The 2755-nt window shown below is 62.3% G+C and carries 4 protein-coding genes; all 4 read left to right on the top strand.

Going from position 1 to position 2755, the window contains the following annotated elements; genetic code table 11:
• Window positions 1–240 (top strand): chorismate mutase (gene aroH, locus IT585_13260; GenBank protein ID MCC6964215.1); only part of this gene is annotated, 240 nt, incomplete at its 5' end.
• Window positions 240–1253, top strand: coding sequence for a 3-deoxy-7-phosphoheptulonate synthase (gene aroF / locus IT585_13255; protein MCC6964214.1), 1014 nt, complete (start codon window positions 240–242; stop codon window positions 1251–1253). The genes aroH and aroF, both read left to right, overlap by 1 nt.
• 14 nt (window positions 1254–1267) lie before the next feature.
• Window positions 1268–2098, top strand: a complete 831-nt coding sequence (locus IT585_13250) for a prephenate dehydrogenase (protein ID MCC6964213.1) — start codon at window positions 1268–1270, stop codon at window positions 2096–2098.
• On the top strand, window positions 2095–2755 hold a 661-nt coding region (locus IT585_13245), incomplete at its 3' end, for a 3-phosphoshikimate 1-carboxyvinyltransferase (GenBank protein MCC6964212.1). The genes IT585_13250 and IT585_13245, both read left to right, overlap by 4 nt.

Raw genomic sequence — 2755 nt, 5'->3', positions numbered from 1 at the left:
GTCTTCATCACCGCCACCCGCGATCTCAACGCCGACTATCCCGCCTACGCCGTGCGCGAAATGGGGCTTAAGCTCGTGCCCCTGATGTGCGCCACCGAAATCGATGTTCCCGGCGCGCTCCAGCGCGTCATCCGCATCCTGATTCTCGTCAACACCGATAGGCCGCAGGACCAAATCAAACATCTGTATCTCGGCGACGCCGCCCGCCTGCGTCCCGACCTGGCCGGAGAGGAAGCATGATGATTGTCGTTATGAAGAAGACCGCCACCGTCAAGGAAACGGCCGGCGTGATCAGGCACATTGAAGAACTCGGCCTCAAGCCGCATATCTCGCAGGGCGACGAAAAAACCGTCATCGGCGCTATCGGCGATGAACGCTCGATCGACAAAGAGCGCCTGCTCGGCCTCGAGGGCGTCGAAGCCGTTATCCCGATCTTGAAACCATACAAACTCGCCTCGCGCGAATTCAAACCCGATGCCACCGTCGTCAGCCTCAACGGCACCAAGATCGGCGCCAATACCGTCACCGTCATGGCCGGACCTTGTGCCGTCGAAAGCTACGAGCAGGTGCGCGAGGCCGCGATCGCCGCCAAAGCCGCCGGCGCCCGCATTCTTCGCGGCGGCGCCTTCAAACCGCGTACCTCGCCCTATGCCTTCCAGGGACTCGGCCGCAAAGGACTCGAAATCCTCGCCCGCGTCCGCGACGAGGTCGGCATTCCCATCGTCACCGAATGCCTCTCCCAGGACGACGTCGAACTGGTCTCGGATTATGCCGACATCATTCAAATCGGCGCGCGCAACATGCAGAATTTCTCCATGCTCGAAAAGATCGGTCGCCAATCGCGCCCCGTGCTGCTCAAACGCGGCCTGATGTCGACGATCGAAGAATTGCTCATGTCCGCCGAATACCTGCTCGCCAACGGCAACTACAATGTTATCCTCTGTGAACGCGGCATTCGCACCTTCGAGAAGCTGACTCGCAATACCGCCGACATCGCGGCCATCCCCGCGCTCAAGACGCTGACCCACCTGCCGGTCATTCTTGACCCATCTCACGCCACCGGCGAGCGGCACTTGATTCCCCCCGTTTCGCTGGCCGGAATCGCCGCCGGCGCCGACGGCCTGATCGTCGAGATTCACCCGTATCCCGACAAAGCCCTCTGCGACGGCTATCAGTCGTTGACGCTGGAGCAATTCGACGCGATGATGAAGCAGGTCAAGAACATCTCGGCCGCCGTCGGCAAGACGGTGTGAGCCTCGGTCGCCCGATGAAAATTGCCATCGTCGGTCTCGGTCAAATCGGCGGCTCCCTCGCCGCCCGGCTGACCGAATCGCATCACATCGTGACGGGCTTCGACCTGAACGACACGCTTTGTGCCGAGGCCCTCCACCGCAACATCGTCTCCGGCATCGCGGGAAGCGGCAGGGAAACCATCGCGGCTTCCGATGTCATCATCTTGGCCACCCCGATCCGCCAAATCATCGAGTTGTTGCAGACGCACGCCGACGCGCTCGCAACCAAGTCTCTTGTCACCGATACCGGCTCGCTGAAGGAAGCGATTATCGCGGTAGCCACTTCCGCCGGCTTGACGAATTTCGTCGGCGGCCATCCCCTCGCCGGCACCGAGAAACATGGCCCCGACTCCTGGAATCCGCAGCTTTTCACCGGACAGCCCTACTTCTCGTGTCCGATCGCTCCGGCCAATGATCATGCGCTCGCGCCATTTCACGATCTGGTCACCTCACTCGGCGCCAGGGAAGTCGTCGTCGATTCGGGCGTCCACGACCGCATCTTTGCCACCTCCAGCAATCTTCCGCACCTGTTGGCGTTCTTGCTCAAGGCCCAAATCACCGAACACCGCCGCGACTTCGCTGCGCTGGATTATTTCTCCTGTTCCAGCTTTCGCGGTGCCACCCGCGTGACCGCGTCTGATCCGGAAATGGTCTTCCAGATGCTTTGGCACAACGCTCCCCACCTGCGCCGCAGTCTCCAGCGTCTCCGCCACTCTCTTGATCAGGCGCAAAAAGCGCTTGACGCCGGCGATGAAGATGCCTTTCGTCGCTTGCTGACAACTCATTCGGAGCCGATCCCGGAATGAAACGACCACTGCGAGGAGAGATCACCCTGCGCGGCGACAAATCCCTGTCGCACCGCGCCCTCATGTTTGCCGCGCTCGCGCAGGGCAAATCGCGCGTTCGCAACCTCTCGCTCGGCGCTGATGTCGCCGCCACAGCCGCGGTCCTCGGTAAATTGGGCGTCCCAATTACGATTCGCAACGGCATCGCGACCATCGACGGTCACGGACTCAGTGCCTTCCGTCAACCCGCCGCTGAATTGTATTGCGCCAACTCCGGCACGACTTTGCGCCTGATGCTCGGCATCCTTGCCGGCTCCCAGTTGCATTGCGAACTGACCGGCGATAACTCCCTCAGTCGCCGCCCGGTGCGCCGCGTCACCGCGCCGCTCCTGCTCATGGGCGCCGATATCCAAACGCGCTCCGATGACGACCGCCCGCCCGTGCGCGTTGCCGGCCGCAAGCTTCACGGCATCGACTATACCTCGCCGATCGCCTCGGCGCAGGTCAAGTCCGCCGTCTTGCTCGCCGCGCTGGCCGCCGAAGGATCGACAACCTACACCGAGCCCGAACTCTCCCGCGACCACACCGAACGCTGGCTCCAGCACGCCGGCGCCGCCATTATTCGAAGCGACATGAGGACTGCATTGGTTCCCCCCGTCACGCTGACGGCCTTCGAGT

Source organism: Candidatus Zixiibacteriota bacterium, from assembly GCA_020853795.1.
Taxonomy (GTDB): Bacteria; Zixibacteria; MSB-5A5; order CAIYYT01; family CAIYYT01; genus JADJGC01.
This window is presented reverse-complemented; position numbering and strand designations above follow the sequence as displayed.